Origin of the sequence: Glutamicibacter soli (assembly GCF_003309065.1) — a bacterium.
Taxonomy (GTDB): Bacteria; Actinomycetota; Actinomycetes; order Actinomycetales; family Micrococcaceae; genus Glutamicibacter; species Glutamicibacter soli.
In genome coordinates, this window is the sequence record NZ_POAF01000003.1 from 342,842 (window position 1) to 356,024 (window position 13,183).

Genomic DNA, 13,183 nt, shown 5'->3' on the forward strand with positions numbered 1-13,183 from the left:
TGGCAATGGTGGCGCGCGGGCGCCAGCCTAGTACAGCTGGCGTTTGGCCGCGCGGGTCCCCAGGTAGATGGCGATGACCGAAGACAGGCAGCAGGCGGCCAGGTAGGTGGCGGGCAGGGTGATCGAGCCGTTGCCCAGTTCCAGCAGCGCCGCGGCGATCAGCGGGGAGAGCCCGGCAACCAGTGCCCCGTTCAGCTCACGGGCGATGGCGATGCCGGAGAAGCGCACCTTGACCGGGAAGAGTTCGGTCAGGAACGCGCCCTGCGCACCGGAGGTGCACGGGATGATCAAGGCGTAGCCGGCGGCCACGGCCAGCAGGCCGAGCACGAACTGGTCGGTTGAGAACATCCAGAAGATCGGGAACGTCAGCAGCACACCGGAGATGTTGCCGGCCGCCAGCACCTTGGAGGCCCCGAAGCGGTCGGCCAGCCAGCCGCCCACCGGGGTCAGCAGCACCGAGACCAGCGAGCCGAGGGTGACTGCCAGGAGGGCCGACGAGCGATCCATGCCGGAGGAGACCATCAGACTGATCGAGAAGACCGCGATGATGTAGTTGACCGCGTTGTGCCCGGTGATGGCGAAGAACCCGAGGACGACCCGCGGGGTGTGGGATTCGAAGACCTCGCGCACCGGCAGCTTGGCGCTGTCGGCGTTCGCCTTCGCCGCGGCCATCGTCTTGGCGTATTCAGGGGTTTCCTCGAGCTTGTTGCGGATGTAGATGGCCACCACGAACAGCAGGGCTGAGATCAGGAACGGGATGCGCCAGGCCCAGCCCAGCAGCACCTCTTCGCCGGGAAGCGACACCGCGAAGAAGCAGATGGTGGCCAGCGCGATGCCCAGCGGAGGGGTCGAGAGGACCAACGAGGTGTAGAAGCCGCGCTTCTTGGGTTCGGCGTATTCGGCGACCAGCGTCATGGCGCCGGTCAGCTCTGCGCCCGCGCCGAATCCCTGGACCAGGCGGAAGAACACCAGCAGCCCCACGGCCCAGGCGCCCCAGGTCTGCGCAGTGGGCAGCAGCCCGATGCCCACGGTCGCGACGCCCATCAGGATGATCGACAGCAGCATCGCCGGGCGGCGCCCGTAGCGGTCGCCCAGGTGCCCGATGACCACACCGCCCAGCGGGCGGGCGACGAAGCCCACGGCGAAAGTGGCAAAGGCCGCAATGGACGCGGCGGATTCGCCGGCCCCGGAGAAGAAGAGTGGGCCGATCACCACGGAGGCGGCGGCGCCGTACAGCGCATAGTCGTACCACTCGATGGCGGTTCCGAACACCGAAGCGAAAAGTGCCCTGCGGCGGTTTCGCTGCGTCTGGGCGCTTGCAGCGTGCTGAAGTGTGGTCACGGAAGTGGTCTCCTTCGTCCGGATTTCAGCTGTGAGATTCCTGAAATATATTTCAATCCAGACTAAGGTGTTCTCGGGATCAAAAGTGAACTGGATCCCAAACATTACAAAAATTCCGGTCGCTGCGGGCACCGAGAAAAATGGGGACTCATGGCAGGTTCTATCTCCGAGCGACTGACCGTCACCTTGCGCGAGCGTATCAACAGCGGCGTCCTGGCTCCCGGCTCCATGCTCATCGAACCCGCGCTCGCCCAGGAATTCAACGTTTCCAAGACCCCGGTGCGCGAATCGCTGCGCCAGCTGACCAGCGAGGGACTGCTGCAGATCCTGCCGAAGAAGGGCTATCTGGTCCGCGCCATCTCGATGAACGACGTCTACGAAGTGCTCGAAATGCGCCTGCTGCTCGAACCGCATGTGTGCAGCCAGGTGGCCCGGATGCACAGCGCCCAGTTGATCCAGAGCCTGCAGGGGCTCCTGGACGACCAGGAGCGGCTCGCGGTCAGCGACCCGATCGCCTCGATGCATGCCGCCCGGCTCTTCCACAGCGAACTGAGCCATGCGGCGCGCAACTCCCGGATCCTCGCGGCGCTGGACACCTGCTTCGCGCAGACAGCCCGCGCCCACTACGTCCTGCCGGCCATGCAGCCCTACATGTCCCAGTCGGAAGAAATCGCCGAGCACCGCGCGATCCTGGCCGCGCTGGCCCGGGCCGATGCCGACGGCGCGGCGCAGGCCATGCGCTCGCACCTGGCTTCGATCCGCTCTGCCATGCTGGGACCTGCCCAGATCTGAAACCGCGGGATCAGGCGCCCAGGCGCATCCATGCGGTGCCGCGCGAACGGACGAACAGCGTGACCCCGCGCGAGGCCATGTAGCCCAGTGCGAAGGCGATCCAGATCCAGACCAGGGCGCTTTGCGGATCCTGGGCGAAGCGATGCACCGCCCAGAGCATCGGCGCGTAGACCGCGAGGTTCAGCGCTCCGACCAGTCCCAAGTAGCGGGCGTCCCCCGCGCCGATCAGTACGCCGTCGAGCACGAATACCAGCCCGCACAGCGGCTGCGCCAGTGCCAGCACCCACAGCCCGACGGTGGTCAGGGAGCGGATCTGCTCATCGGCGGTGAAGACCATCGGGAACACCCACGAGGTCGCCAGCAGGAATGCCCCGGTGGCGATGCCGAAGTAGATCCCCCACCGGCTCATGATCCCGGTCAGCCTGCGCACCTGCAGCGCATCCCCGCGGCCCAGCTCCTTGCCGATCATCGCCTGCGCGGCGATGGCCAGCGCGTCCAGCGCGAAGGCCAGGAAGGAGAAGACCGTGAAGACCAGCTGGTGGGCGGCCAGGGTCTGCTCCCCGGAGCTCGTGGCCACCACCACGGTGAGCAGCAGCGCGGCGCGCATGGTCAGGTTGCGCAGCATCAGCCAGGAGCCGACCTGCCCGGTGGAGATGAAACCGGCCCAGCTCGGGGCCAGGGATACGTTCTCCCGGCGGATCCGCGGAATGATCATCCACAGGTACACCAGCGCCATGATCCACTGGGCGATCGAGGTGCCCAGCGCGGCTCCGGCCACGGACAGGCCCGCGCCGTAGACCAGGGCGAAGTTCAGCACGATGTTCAGGCCGAACCCCGCGGTGGCTACCACCAGCGGGGTTTTGGTGTCCTGCATGCCGCGCAGGATGCCGGTGGCCGCGAAGACCAGCAGCATGGCGGTCAGCCCGGGCAGCGAATAGCGGATGTAGTCGACGGCGAACTGCGCGGTCGCCCCTTCGGCGCCCATGCCGCGGACCACCGCCTCGGCGCCGAGATACCCGGCAATCGTCAGCAGCACACCCAGCGCAACGGCGAACCACATGCCGTCGCGGCCCGCGGCCATGGCCCGGGCCGGCTGCCCCGCACCGAGCGCCCGCGCCACGGCGGGGGTGGTGGCATAGGCCAGGAAAATCATCAGGCCCACCGCGGTTTGCAGCACCGTGGTGCCCAGCGCGGCGCCGGCCAGCTCGGCGACACCCAGGTGTCCCACGATGGCCGAGTCGGCAATCAAGAACAGCGGTTCGGCGATCAGCGCGCCCAAGGCGGGCACTGCCAGTGCCAGGATCTGGCGGGATATGCTGCGGTTGGGTTCAACGGGCGTAGGTGAGCTCACCTGCTCAACTCTACGAAGCCCCACCCCCAATCTCCATTCGACGTCGCCCCGGCGCACAAATGGCGCGGCACCGCTATTCCACTGGTGTCCGCCGCTGGGCATACTGGGGAGCATCAAACCCTGCACCCGGCGAAAGGCAACCCGGTGATCCGAGATCATCCAGCAACCGCTGCTTCCAGCGATTCCGCACCGCATTGGCAATGCGCAGGATGCGCCGTCGAGTTCCCGCCCGGTGCCAAGCCCACCGGCCAATGCCCCATCTGCGCCGATGAACGCCAGTACATCCCGGGCGGAACCCAGCGCTGGGTGAGCACCGAGGAACTCGTCGCGGCGGGCCGCGACCTGGAGTTCACCACGCTGGAACCGGGACTGACCGCGGTGACGGCGCCGGAGGTGGGTATCGGCCAGAGTGGCCTGCTGCTGGAAACGGCAGCGGGGTCGCTGCTTTTCGACGTCCCGGGAATCATCACCGACGAGGCGGTCCGGCGGATCTCGGAGCGCGGTCCGCTGCGGGCCATCGTCGCCAGCCACCCGCACATGTACGGGGTGCAGCAGCAGTACAGCCAAGCCCTGGGCGACCCGCCGATCTATGTGTCCCGCAAGGACGCCGGGTGGGTCCAGTATTCCTCGAACGCAGTTGTCGAATGGGACGAACCTTTCGAAGTGCTGCCTGGAGTCTGGCTGCACCAGGTCGGCGGGCACTTCCCCGGAAGCACGGTGGCCCTGTGGCCGGCGGGAGCCGGAGGCCGGGGCGTCCTGCTGGCGGGAGACGCGATTTTCCCCGTGGCCGATGGCAACGTGACGTTCCTGCGCAGCTACCCCAACCGCATCCCGCTTTCCGCCGCGGTGGTGCGCCGGCTGGCGGCCAAGGTCGGCGAGCTGGAGTTCGACCGGCTGTACAACAACTTCTCCAGCGTGGTGCCGCGCGATGCCCACCGCATCGTCCAGTTTTCAGCCGAACGCTACGCGCGCTGGGTTGGCGGGCACTTCGACCACCTGACCTGAGCGGGAAGAATTTTATATTCTTTTCATGGAATATAATGGATTCCTGCTGGTCAGCGCGATCTCGCGGGCCTCAGGAAGGAGGCCAGGAGCATTGCCGCCAGCTGCAGTCCGCCGACGCAGAGCACAACCAACGGCCAGCCGTGGCCCATGAATGGGATGCCGATCAGCCAGCCGAGCAGCGAGGATCCGATGTAGTAGAAGAGGTTGTACAGGCTGGCTGCCTGCGCTCGGGCCTGCGACGCGAGAACCGGCACCCAGCCGCTGGCCACCGCATGGGCGGCGAAGAAACCCGCGGTGAAGACCAGCAGCCCGGCGATGATCACGACCAGACTCCCGCTCAGCGTGGCGATCAGGCCGAGGACGCTGGTGAAGATGCTGCCCAGCAGGGTGTTTTTCCTGCCGAACTTGATGACCAGCTTCCCGCTGGCCACCGAGGTGTAGGCGCCGGAGAGATAGGCCAGGAACACCAGGGCGGCCAGCGAGGTTGGGATCAGGAACGGCGGGGCTTCAAGCCGGAATGCCAGGTAGTTGTACACGGCGACGAAGCCGCCCATGAGCAGGAAGCCCTGCGCGTAGAGCAGCACCATCCGTCCCCGCAGCGCTTGGGCGAACTTCGCTCCGATGGACCGCAGGTTCCGGTTGCGGATCGGTGTGAAGCCCCGGGCCGCGGGCGCCTTGGCCAGGAAGAAGAGTGTCGCCAGCGCAGCCATCAGGCTGACCGCCGCGACGCCCCAGCGCCACCCGGCAGGTTCGCCCGCGAATCCGGCCAGCAGGCGCCCGGCCAAGCCTCCGAGGGTCGTGCCGGAAATATAGGTGCCGCTGGCCACCGCCACGGTTTTCGCGCTGACCTCGTCCACCAGATAGGCCAGGGCGCTGCCGGGCACCCCGGCCAGCGCGATCCCTTCGAGGAAGCGGATGGCCACCAGCCACTGAAAGCTCGGAGCCGCGGAGCTGAGCAGCCCCAGGACCACCGAGGCCACCAACGCGATGGCGATGACCCTGCGGCGCCCGATGCCGTCGGAAATGATGGCCCAGGGGGTGACTGCCAGCGCAAGGCCGAGGGTCGCGGCCGAGACCGTGAGCGCCGCGTCCGAGGAGGAGACCGCAAAGTACTCGGCGATAACCGGGAGCAGCCCCTGCACCGCGTACAGCTGGGAGAAGGTGGCGACACCGCCGGCAAAGAGCGCCAGCAGCATGCCCCGATAGGCGGGGGTGCCGGGTTCGTGGCCGCTGAACACCAAGAGCTAGATTCCCTGCGGCAGCAGCGGGTAGACCAGGTAGACCATCAGCAACGCGATGGCGTTGTTGATGACATGCAGCATGTAGGAGTAGGCCATTGATTTCCCGGACAGGATATAGGCCACCGACATCATCACGCCCAGCATGATGTAGGGAAGGATCTCGGTCCAATTCCCGATGCCGGAACCGACGAAGTGGATGCTGGCGAAAGCCACCACGGAAATGACCGCGCAGACCCAGACATTGAGCTTGCGCGAGAGCTTGCCGATCAGCAGATGCCTGAACAGGTATTCCTCCACGAACGGACCGAACAGCGCCGTCACCACCAGCATGACCGGCAGCGGCACCGCGTTGGACATCTCTTCGAGCATCGCTTGGTTCTCGCTCGTGGCCATCTGTCCTACGAACAGCGAGACGATCGCGGTGGAGAAGATGGTGATGATCCAGCCTCCGGGCAGCATCAGCCACTTGGCCCACGGGTAGTACCGCATGGTCTTGAACGAGTCGAAGAACTGCGGCCCGCACTGGATCATCGCCAGCACGAAGAATGACACGTAGAGGATCAGGTTGATGCCGAAGAGCGCCTGCTGCTCGGTTTCGAAGGCGCCGATGTAGCCGGGGATCAGCCCGATCAGGCTCGCCCCGCCGAGCACGAAGAACACGATGTAGGCCAGCACGGTGAACAGATCGCCGCGGGTGAACCGCCCTGCGTCGAATACACGCTGTCTGCGTCGGGGAACAACAGGATAGTTCGGGTAGTCAGGCAGCTGGTGCATGTTTCCTAGCCTATCCGCCCCTGCTGTGGATCCGCAGTGTTCGAGCAGGCCGCCGTGATCCCGATAGGCCGCGGATGGCACGTCCGAGCCATCAGGAATCCACGCAGGCACGTGCGAATGAGCTCGTGCCCACCGAAGAGTTCCGAAGAATCAGGACCCTACCCTTGGCGCGTCATTTGGCTAGAATCTAAGAAGCCTGCGTTGCAGGAGAGATCACTGTTATCGAGGTCCATGAAAACCAGCTCCTCCCGTTTCGAGGTTTCGGTGCTTCTTGGCACCCAAACACTCTTCAATATCGGTTTCTACGCAGTAGTTCCCTTTCTCGCGGTAGTTCTGGCCAAGGACTTCTTGCTTGCCTCTGCCGCGGTAGGGCTGATTCTCGGTATCAGGACCTTTGCCCAGCAAGGCCTCTTTTTAGCCGGCGGCAGCCTCGCGGACCGCTTCGGCGCCCGGATCATGATTTTGATTGGCTGCGCGGTGCGCGCTTCGGGCTTCCTCATGTTGGCGGCTTCCCTCTGGGGTAGCAGCCCAATACTCTGGCTGTTCATCCTGGGGACCTTGTGCACCGGATTCGGCGGGGCACTTTTCTCCCCGGGTCTGAATATTCTGGTGGCGAATGCCCAGAAGGCACTCGATCAGCAGCGGGCCGCCGAAGCCAAACGCGCTACGCTCTTTGCCTGGTTGAGCATCACCGGCGAAATAGGCGCCGTCACCGGACCGCTGGTCGGTGCCGCTCTGTGGGGATGGGGTTTTTCGACGGTTGCCGGTTTTGGATCTGCCTTTTTTGTCGCCATCGGCATCTTCCTTGCCGTGGCCCTGCGCAAGCCGGCAACCACCGACGTCCCGAACCAATCCGCCAATTATGTCCCCGTGCCGCCTCCTCGCAGCGGAAGCCTGCGGCAGTGCCTCAAGGACCGGAGGTTCCTGGCATTCTGCGGACTGCACGCGGCAGACCTTCTGGCCTACAATCAGCTCTACCTCGCCATCCCGCTCGAGCTCGAACGGCTGAATCATCCGGCCCAGTGGCTGGGGGTGCTCTTCGCGTGGATTTCCATCCTGACCTTGGCCCTCCAGCTTCCAGTTTCATGGGTTGCCGCTCGCATCGGCGCCGAGGCCACCTTGCGCTGCGGATATTTGCTCAGCGCCTTGGGATTCGGCGTGCTCGCATTTGTTCCAGCCTCGGCCTTCGAACCAGACGCGGGGTTGCTGCGGATTCTCTGTGCCATCACCTTGCTGACGTTGGGGCATATGAGCGTGCATCCGACAGCGCTCTCGCTGGTTCCCCAATTTGCCGGCGAACGGCCGACCGGTTCCTACTTCGGATTGCTCGCCAGCTGCGGAGGTCTGGCGGTGCTGCTGGGAAATGTCCTCATCGGATGGTTGGCGACCCAGGCGGGCCAGCTGGTAGTGCCAGGCTTCCTGCCGTGGATGGTGCTGATCCTGCCTTTGCTGCTGGCTTCCTGGCGGGCCGCCGGCATTGCCCGCGGCGTGGGCACAGCGCTAGACAGGACGTGAACTGCAGCACACTTGGTCAACGGTGTACAGAACTTCCAAATTCCATAGCAACTCCCCCCTACTCAATGTGATTTTTGAGCGAACCCGTGATGGAAGCATGTTTTCCCAGGAGCCTCGCTCGCGGTCACACCGCCAAATATTCCAGGCGATTAGGATACGCTTACCAAGGCTCTATTGCATTAGAAGCTAATTCATCACGTAATGCCGAAGGACTTCCATGAACCTTGGACGACTGAGCGCAACCGCAGTATTTGCGGCTACTGCCCTCGCCTTGACTGCCTGCAGCGCTTCCACCCCGAGCCCTACTTCGGCACCGTCCGTGGACCGAGAGGCCCGCGCGGTGGTAGCTAATTTCCGGGCCCCGGTTTCGAACTGGGCCTTGGAAAGCGATGACGCCTATGTGCTTTCCATCGCCGGCTGCTTGGAGACCTTGGTCAAGTACGACTCCACCACGCAAAATATCGAGCCGATGCTCGCCGAGTCATGGAAGCAGTCCTCGGACACCGCCTGGGATTTCACCCTGCGTCAGAACGTCAAGTTCCAAGATGGCACCGCCCTGGACGCCAAGGCCGCTGCCGCTTCGCTGAACCACGTGCTCAAGGCGACCGCTCCGGCCCGTGCCGTCAATCCCAAGACCATCTCCAAGGTGAGTGCAGTTGACGCCGACACCCTGCGCGTCACCACCCCTGCCGCCGATCCGCTGCTGCCCTACCGCATGGCCAGTGTGAACGCCGGCATTCTGGCGCCTGCGGCCTACGGTGCCGACGGCATCGACCCCTTCGGCCACTGCACCGGCCCGTTCATCCCGGTCTCCGAAAAGGCCGGGCAGTCCCTGAGCCTGGACCGCAACGTGAACTACTGGGGCGGTGACGTCCAGCTCGCCGGCGGCGAAATCCGCTACATCACCGAAGGTCCTACCCGCGCCACCCAGGTGCAGACCGGCGAGGCAGACATCTCCATGTCCATCCCCGCCACCAGCCTGGCCACCCTCGAAGCCGACAACTCGGTGAAGGTGCTCAAGGCCGATTCCCCGCGCACCGCAACCCTCTACCTGAACAACTCGCGGGCGCCTTTCGACAACTTGAAGCTGCGCCAGGCCGCCACCATGGCGCTGGATCTGCCGGCCATCGCCGCCAGCGTCTACGAAGGCGCCGCGCAGCCAGCCACCGGCCCCTTTGCTCCGAGCGAGAGCTGGGCCAACCCGGACCTGCAGGTTCCGCAGGTGAATCTCGAAGAGGCCAAGAAGCTGGTGGCCGACTCCGGCTACCAGCAGGACAAGCCGCTGGAAATCATCGCCATCACCGAGCGCGCGGAGTTCGCAGCGGTGGGCGCCATCATCCAGGAGCAGTTCAAGCAGATTGGCCTGCAGGCAAATGTTGTCACGAAATCCTACGGCTCGGTGGAGCCCGAGGTGCTGGCAGGCAACTACGACATGATCCTCAGCCAGCGCAACCGCATGATCGACATTGCCGATCCCATCGGCTTCCTGCAGTCCGACTACACCTGCGACGGCGGCTACAACCTGAGCCACTACTGCAACAAGGACTTCGACGCACTGATCGAGAAGGCGCTGCCGAAAACCGACCAGGCCACGCGCCATGATCTCTACCGCCAGGCAGGCGACGTCCTGGCCGCGGACGCAGCCAATGTCTGGCTGGTCAACGAGCAGGCCATCGACGCGCTCGGCAGCACCGTTCAGGGGTACGTCCAGGACCCGCTGACCCGATACGTGCTGACCAAGGACCTGGCGAAGACCAAGTAAATTGGTGCACTTCGCCACCGCGCTGCGCCGGGTCCTCGGGCTCGGCGCAGCCGTCCTGCTTTCATCCTTCGCGGTCTTTTTGGTTCCCTTCGTCTCCCCCGGGGATCCGGTGCGATCCATGTTGCGCGCCCGCATGGACGTCGGCGCCATGGACGAGGCCACCGTGCAGGCCTATGCCGAGCAGTTCGGGCTCTACGACCCGCTGTTGCTGCAATTCGGCCGCTGGCTCGGCCGCTTCTTCCGCGGAGACATGGGAATCTCCTATATCAGCGGCACTCCGGTCGCCGACCTGGTGCTGCCCGCCATCGGCGTTACCCTCTCGCTGGCCGGAACCGCCTTGCTGGTGGCGGTGCTGGTCTCCATCATGCTGGGAGTTGTCGCCGCGGTGCGGGCCGAAGGATGGCCGGATCGGGTGATCACCTCGGCCACCCACGCCCTGATCGCCATCCCTGAATACGCGTTGGCGCCGTTGCTGGTGCTGCTCTTCGCCGTGCGCCTGTCCTGGCTGCCTTCGGCGGGCTTCGACTCCCCCGCCTCCATGGTGCTGCCGGTGCTGGTCCTCTCGCTGCGCCCCATCAGCTTCTTCACCATCGCCGTGCGCTCGGGCATCCTGCAGGCGCTGGACTCCGAACATGTGCTGGCTGCCCGCGCCCGCGGGTTGGGCGCCACCCGCACCCTGGTTCGCCATGTCATCCCGCACGGGCTGCTGCCGCTGTGGACCATGGTGGGTGTGTGGTTCGCCGGCCTGCTGGGCGGCTCGGTCATCGTCGAGGTCATTTTCGCCATCCCGGGCATGGGCCGGCTGATCTTCGACGCCATTGTCGACGCGGATATCCCGGTAGCCCAAGGCGGGGTGGTGGTAGCGGTGGCCTGCGCGGTGCTGGCTACCGGCATCATCGACCTCCTGCACCGCCGGTCAGATCCAAGGGTACGGATAGGAGCCAGCCGTGGCTAGGAAAATGCTGCGTTCGATCTTCGTCAGCTGGCCGGCGGCCATCTTGCTGCTGGTGCTGCTCATGACCCTGCTGGCTCCGTGGATTTCCCCCTACGACCCGGATGCCCAGTCCCTGGCGGACAGGTTGCAGCAGCCCAGTTGGGCGCACCTGCTGGGCACCGACGCCCTGGGCCGCGACACCTTCAGCCGCGTCCTGCACGGCGGACGCTTCTCCTTGTCGGTAGCGTTCATCACCACGCTGTTTTCGCTGCTGGCGGGCACCGTTCTCGGCCTGCTCAGCGCGCTGCGCGGAGGCTGGCTGGATGAACTGTTCCTGCGCGCCAACGACCTGCTGCTGGCGCTGCCGGAGATCGTGATTGCGCTGCTGATCATCGCCGTGATGGGGCCGGGATTTTCCACCATGGTGCTTTCCGTGGGAGTGGTGGCATGGACACCTACCGCCCGCCTGGTGCGTTCCATGGCGGCCCAGGCCCTGTCGACCCACCATGTCGAGGCTTCCAGGCATGCTGGCGCCTCGCGCTGGTTCGTTCTCCGCCACCATGTTCTGCCCTATCTGGCGGGGCCGGTACTGGCCCAGACGGCCCTGCGTTTCGGCCTGTTGCTGGTGCTGCTGGGTTCGCTGTCCTACCTGGGCATCGGTGTCCAGCCCCCGCAGTCGGATTGGGGCTCCATGCTGGCCGAGGCGCAGCCGCACGCGTTGCGTGCTCCCTGGGGCCTGGTCGCTCCCGGCGCCGCGATCTTCCTGGTGAGCTTCTGCGTCACCCTGTTGGGCAACCGCATCACCCGTGCGCTGAACGGGCAGGACGTGCTGGCCACCGAGACCAAGGCGGAAGCCAATGACTGAATCACTTGAATTCATCGATCTGTCGGTGCGCAGCAGCGGGAAAACCCTGCTCACTGCCATGTCCGGGGCTATCCGCTCCGGCGAGCTGGTAGCCGTGGTGGGCCGTTCCGGCTCTGGAAAGACGTTGCTGACCAAGGCAATTATCGGGTTGCTCCCGCCGCAGCTGCAGGCCGAGGGACAGATACTGCTGGATGGCGAACGCATCGACCAGCTGGAAGGAAAGGCCATGGATACGGTGCGCGGGCGGCGCATCGGCATGCTCTTCCAACAGCCCAAGAGGGTGCTGAATCCGCGCATGAGCATTCGCTCCCACCTCTTGGAAGCACTGGGAGTCTTCGGCCCGGGCAAGGCCAAGAAACACGAGGCAAAAGTCCAGTCCCTATTGGAAGAGGTCGGGCTCTCTCCCGCCGCCGATATCGCCGGCAAGCGCCCGGACCAGCTCTCGGGCGGAATGGCGCAGCGGGCCATGCTTGCCATCGCCCTGGCAGCCGACCCGGAATTCATCCTCGCCGACGAACCGACCTCCTCGCTGGACTCCATTCTGAAAGCGGAAACGCTGCAGCTGCTGCGCAGCAAGCAGCTTGAACGCGGCCTAGGCGTCCTATTGATCACCCACGACATTGCCAGCATCCAGCACATCGCCGACCGCGTGCTGGTGGTCAGCGATGGGTCGATTGTCGACCATTGCCTGACATCCCAGCTTTTCGCCAAGGACAGCCACGCCAAGCGGCGTGAATTGATCGAGGCCGCGTTGCCGGCCGCGCACGCGCCAAGGGAGTTTGCCGCCGGTTCCCTGCTTCAAGTTGTGGGCGCGGGAAAGAATTACACACGCAAGGCCAAGGGGCCCGCCGCGCTGCAGGCCACCACCGTGAGCCTGCATGGTGGCGAAGTCCTGGGCGTCGTCGGGCGTTCGGGCTCGGGGAAGAGCACTTTCGCCAGATTGCTCGCAGGCTTGGAAAAACCCACGGAAGGGCAGATCCTGAGCCCCGAACGCGACGGGAAATCTGCCGCCGTCCAGCTGATCGCTCAGGAGCCCTACTCTTCCTTTGATCCGAGGCTGCCGTTGCGTACGAGCTTGCTTGCTGCCGTGCACCGGCTGCCTGCCGACCAAGCCTCGGCGGAGATAGATGCGGCGCTGGACCAGGTGGGGCTGCAGGTCGAACTACTGGATCGAAAACCAGGCCAGTGCTCCGGCGGCCAGCTGCAACGCGCGGCCATCGCCCGGGCATTGCTGGCCAAGCCGCAGGTGCTTGTCTGCGATGAATCGACATCGGCGTTGGATTCGGTAGCGCAGCGCCATATTCTCGATCTCTTGCTGGGGCTGCGCACCCGCCTGGGTCTGTCCTTGGTAGTGATCTCCCATGACATGGGCGTAATCCGCTACGTCAGCGACAATGTCGCGGTGTTCTACGAGGGGCGGCTGGTGGAACACCGACGGCTCGACGATTTCCTGTCCAGCCCGAAGCACCACCACAGCAAGGACCTGGTGGCCGCACTGGACATTCCCGCCCCGGTGAAAGCCGTGCTGAACTAGGTCTTTCCACCGCCGGCAGGCTCCCAGCCTCGGCTCGCGCTGAGCGCCCTCACCCTGAATGCCCTGGTG

At 65.1% G+C, this 13,183-nt stretch carries 11 protein-coding genes; 7 read left to right on the forward strand and 4 right to left on the reverse strand.

From position 1 onward, the window contains the following. Nucleotides 1-27: 27 nt before the first annotated feature. On the reverse strand, nt 28-1,341 hold the full coding sequence (locus C1H84_RS08215) for an MFS transporter (protein WP_244910849.1): 1,314 nt from the start codon (nt 1,339-1,341) through the stop codon (nt 28-30). A gap of 150 nt (nt 1,342-1,491) precedes the next feature. Between C1H84_RS08215 and C1H84_RS08220 the strand changes: the two genes are divergently transcribed. Continuing rightward, nucleotides 1,492-2,133, forward strand: coding sequence for a GntR family transcriptional regulator (locus C1H84_RS08220; RefSeq protein ID WP_047120242.1), 642 nt, complete (start codon nt 1,492-1,494; stop codon nt 2,131-2,133). A 10-nt stretch (nt 2,134-2,143) separates the two neighbouring features. On the opposite strand, the gene C1H84_RS08225 is transcribed toward C1H84_RS08220, so the two are convergent. Then, on the reverse strand, nt 2,144-3,484 hold the full coding sequence (locus C1H84_RS08225; protein ID WP_244910850.1) for an MATE family efflux transporter: 1,341 nt from the start codon (nt 3,482-3,484) through the stop codon (nt 2,144-2,146). A gap of 144 nt (nt 3,485-3,628) precedes the next feature. On the opposite strand from C1H84_RS08225, the gene C1H84_RS08230 reads away from it, so the two are divergent. Then, entirely contained in the window at nt 3,629-4,489 is an 861-nt protein-coding gene (locus C1H84_RS08230; protein WP_244910851.1) for an MBL fold metallo-hydrolase, read from the forward strand. A gap of 50 nt (nt 4,490-4,539) precedes the next feature. On the opposite strand, the gene C1H84_RS08235 is transcribed toward C1H84_RS08230, so the two are convergent. Continuing rightward, the gene (locus C1H84_RS08235) at nt 4,540-5,727 is read right to left on the reverse strand and encodes an MFS transporter (protein ID WP_244910868.1); all 1,188 of its coding nucleotides are present in this window, start codon (nt 5,725-5,727) and stop codon (nt 4,540-4,542) included. Nucleotides 5,728-5,733: 6 nt separating this feature from the next. Beyond that, nucleotides 5,734-6,504, reverse strand: coding sequence for a CPBP family intramembrane glutamic endopeptidase (locus tag C1H84_RS08240; RefSeq protein WP_047120245.1), 771 nt, complete (start codon nt 6,502-6,504; stop codon nt 5,734-5,736). A gap of 231 nt (nt 6,505-6,735) precedes the next feature. On the opposite strand from C1H84_RS08240, the gene C1H84_RS08245 reads away from it, so the two are divergent. From C1H84_RS08245 to C1H84_RS08265, 5 genes are all read left to right on the forward strand, one after another. Continuing rightward, entirely contained in the window at nt 6,736-8,019 is a 1,284-nt protein-coding gene (locus C1H84_RS08245) for an MFS transporter (protein WP_181728077.1), read from the forward strand. A 379-nt stretch (nt 8,020-8,398) separates the two neighbouring features. Next, a complete protein-coding gene (locus C1H84_RS08250) occupies nt 8,399-9,781 on the forward strand; it encodes an ABC transporter substrate-binding protein (RefSeq protein ID WP_244910852.1) in 1,383 nt (460 codons plus the stop codon). 4 nt (nt 9,782-9,785) lie between these two features. Beyond that, a complete protein-coding gene (locus C1H84_RS08255) occupies nt 9,786-10,736 on the forward strand; it encodes an ABC transporter permease (protein ID WP_231736047.1) in 951 nt (316 codons plus the stop codon). Beyond that, a complete protein-coding gene (locus tag C1H84_RS08260) occupies nt 10,729-11,580 on the forward strand; it encodes an ABC transporter permease (RefSeq protein ID WP_244910853.1) in 852 nt (283 codons plus the stop codon). Before C1H84_RS08255 ends, C1H84_RS08260 begins: the two co-directional genes overlap by 8 nt. Beyond that, the gene (locus C1H84_RS08265) at nt 11,573-13,114 is read left to right on the forward strand and encodes an ABC transporter ATP-binding protein (protein ID WP_113607100.1); all 1,542 of its coding nucleotides are present in this window, start codon (nt 11,573-11,575) and stop codon (nt 13,112-13,114) included. The genes C1H84_RS08260 and C1H84_RS08265 overlap by 8 nt, the downstream gene beginning before the upstream one ends. Nucleotides 13,115-13,183: the final 69 nt, after the last annotated feature.

Excerpts from the sequence above, each read along its gene's own strand:
- C1H84_RS08220 (WP_047120242.1), top strand. The coding sequence starts at position 1,492 with ATGGCAGGTTCTATCTCCGAGCGACTGACCGTCACCTTGCGCGAGCGT.
- C1H84_RS08240 (WP_047120245.1), bottom strand. The coding sequence starts at position 6,504 with ATGCACCAGCTGCCTGACTACCCGAACTATCCTGTTGTTCCCCGACGC.
- C1H84_RS08245 (WP_181728077.1), top strand. The coding sequence starts at position 6,736 with ATGAAAACCAGCTCCTCCCGTTTCGAGGTTTCGGTGCTTCTTGGCACC.
- C1H84_RS08265 (WP_113607100.1), top strand. The coding sequence starts at position 11,573 with ATGACTGAATCACTTGAATTCATCGATCTGTCGGTGCGCAGCAGCGGG.